The following is a 2595-nucleotide window of genomic DNA, read 5'->3' on the forward strand; positions in this document are numbered from 1 at the left end:
AAGGTTAGTTACTAAAAACTTTATTGATTACGTTTTGCTTGTTCAGTTTTCAAGGTTCATTTTATGTTTTCTCTTTGTTAAGAGCTAACTTTTATATAATAACATGTTTAATATTTAATGTCAACAGTTATTTTATTTTTATATTTTAGTAGTTGCTTATCTCAACAGCAACTTTTATATAATAACACCTCATTTATTATTGGTCAATAGTTTTATATAAATAATTTTAAACGAACTAAAATTTCAACCTTGGCCAATTCCGTAAAAATTGAATTGTACGATTTCTTCCTATTTCTAAAAGAGTTTCTTTTGTCTCCTCATTTAAATCAAATTGAGTTGCACTATAATCTTCTACAGGAATAAAGATAATATCTCTTTCATGTCGCCTTGATATATACCTCTCATCATGTGCGTCTTTCATAGTTGAAAATAATGCTTCAAATAAGTTTAGGCCATTTTTAATTTCTTGCGGACATTGTTCTTCTCTCCTTCTGCTTAGCTTCAAACCCAAAATTGGTCGTACTTTTCGACCTTCTTTATCATCAAATATCCATAATGGGAAATTACTTAAAACCCCACCATCCACGATTACTGATTCTCCTTTGCCAGTTTTTAAGGTAACTGGTTCAAAGAAAAATGGTATACCACAACTCATACGTAGTGCACAAGCAACTGAAAAGTTCTTCGCATCAATCTGATATTTGTGTAGATCATCTGGTAAAACAATCATTCTACCATTGGTCAAATCTGAAGCTACTAATTTTAGTGAATCTTTAGGCAAATCTCCAAAAGTATATACACCTTTTGCAGCTAATTTTTGAAAAAACCATTTTTCTAATGCCTTTCCTTTATAAAGACCTAAATGATTATAAACATTTATCCATTTCATAAAAGGGAAAGGTAATATTGTTCTTCTAGGATCCAGTAATGAAGGTACATCCAATTCTTCTAGCATAGCTTCGATCTCTTTACCGCTATATCCCGCAGCAATAAACGCAGCTAAAATTGCACCTGCACTTGTACCAGCTACACGTTTAAAACGAAAATGTTCAGCTTCTAGTACTTGATATGCCCCAACCAGGGCAAATCCCTTCAAACCACCACCAGAAAAAACGCCATCAATCCACAAAATTTCCTCTCCTTTTTGATGTAATCTTTACAGTATAAGAGAGGGTAATGATGATTAGAACTAAAATTTATACTTTATTGTCGAAACCTAAAACATGGTTAACAACTTTTGTTTATGATCAAATTGGATTTTTTCTAATATACGGAATAAAAGGGATTTCACAAAAGGAAGGTAATTAGTACATACTGACCTATTAATTAAGAGAGACGTTTTTTCTATGGCTATTAAGAGTAAGTTACCCATTTGAAGTAAAATGAGGGCAAATGAAATGAAGTTGCTTGTATACCAGTAAAACAAGTACTAGAGGAACTGAATATAAAACATACACAGTTAAAATGCTATTGAAACAATTCGTAGAGGAGAAAGAGGCGAAACAGTCAGGTAAGGTAAGGGCAGGCCATACATTTCGTTATGGTTAAGGTGAAATCACTACATTTTTCAGAAATCTACCAACAAAAAAATAGTGTAACGATTTATGCAAAAATATAATTGGTCTTATTATGTCATAGTAGAGAAAGGAAGCGCACAGGACATTCCATACATATAGCTGAAAATAAATTTAAATTAGTCAAGATTTTTATGCACGAACAACCCTTCATGATCATTTGATCCTCAAGAATACTGTTGTCATTGACTATATATTTCTGAATATTTTTTGTTTCTTCCTACTGTATCTACATAATATCCACGACATCAAAACTCCCTGTTAATATATTTGTATTTCAGATTCGCCTGTCAATCAAATTTCATTAAACTACCTTTCCCTTTCAAATAACCCATATGAAACACTTAATTTTGGAGAATTACTCACCAACATATGAATATAATCAGGGCAGGCTGTTGCTTCGATAATTTCTGCTCCTTTTCTTTCACCTAACTAGCAAAGGATTCTCCCTATATTAACTTTAATTTGTACACAAATAATCTGCCTTCTATATTTTGGCGCAAAGACAATGTGATACTTACAATTCCATGTTGTGTGTGCTAAACTCTTGTTATCTATTTGGATCCCCTTTCGTACGAAGTCGGTTGACCAGACCAGAATTCATTATACGATTGGGGATTTTTTCTTGTCCATAGCTAGAAGCTCTTTAGAACCCCTCGCATAGCAAGGGGTTTTCAAAAGAGACAAAAATAAAAAAACAGCCAGCACACAGCTGACTGTTTTTATTATGCCTAGCGACGTCCTACTCTCACAGGGGGAAGCCCCCAACTACCATCGGCGCTAAAGAGCTTAACTTCCGTGTTCGGTATGGGAACGGGTGTGACCTCTTTGCCATCATCACTAGACTATAGTCGGCTTTCAATATACATCGCATTTCTTCGTCAGCTTCTGTCGTTCAGTCAGTCACGTACTTGAGTACGCTCCTTCCCTCTCTCCATTGCTTCCTCGAACTACTCGTATCTTGAAACCCTTCATAAAAGAAATTATTCTTTCAAAACTGGATAAACGGTTCATTGAATGG

1 protein-coding gene, 1 rRNA gene and 1 pseudogene are annotated in these 2595 nt (G+C 34.1%); all 3 read right to left on the reverse strand.

The genetic code is table 11. The features are described from left to right. Positions 1-235 precede the first annotated feature (235 nt). The 3 genes and pseudogenes from CRI88_RS22145 to rrf all read right to left on the reverse strand — a co-directional run bounded on the left by CRI88_RS22145 (position 236) and on the right by rrf (position 2419). On the reverse strand, positions 236-1129 hold the full coding sequence (locus CRI88_RS22145; RefSeq protein WP_036124545.1) for a patatin-like phospholipase family protein: 894 nt from the start codon (positions 1127-1129) through the stop codon (positions 236-238). A gap of 503 nt (positions 1130-1632) precedes the next feature. Then, a pseudogene (tnpA, locus tag CRI88_RS23255) lies at positions 1633-2132 on the reverse strand (IS200/IS605 family transposase). A gap of 171 nt (positions 2133-2303) precedes the next feature. Further along, positions 2304-2419: ribosomal RNA gene (gene rrf / locus CRI88_RS22155) — 5S ribosomal RNA — on the reverse strand. Positions 2420-2595: the final 176 nt, after the last annotated feature.

Source organism: Lysinibacillus fusiformis (assembly GCF_002845985.1).
GTDB lineage: Bacteria > Bacillota > Bacilli > Bacillales_A > Planococcaceae > Lysinibacillus > Lysinibacillus fusiformis_D.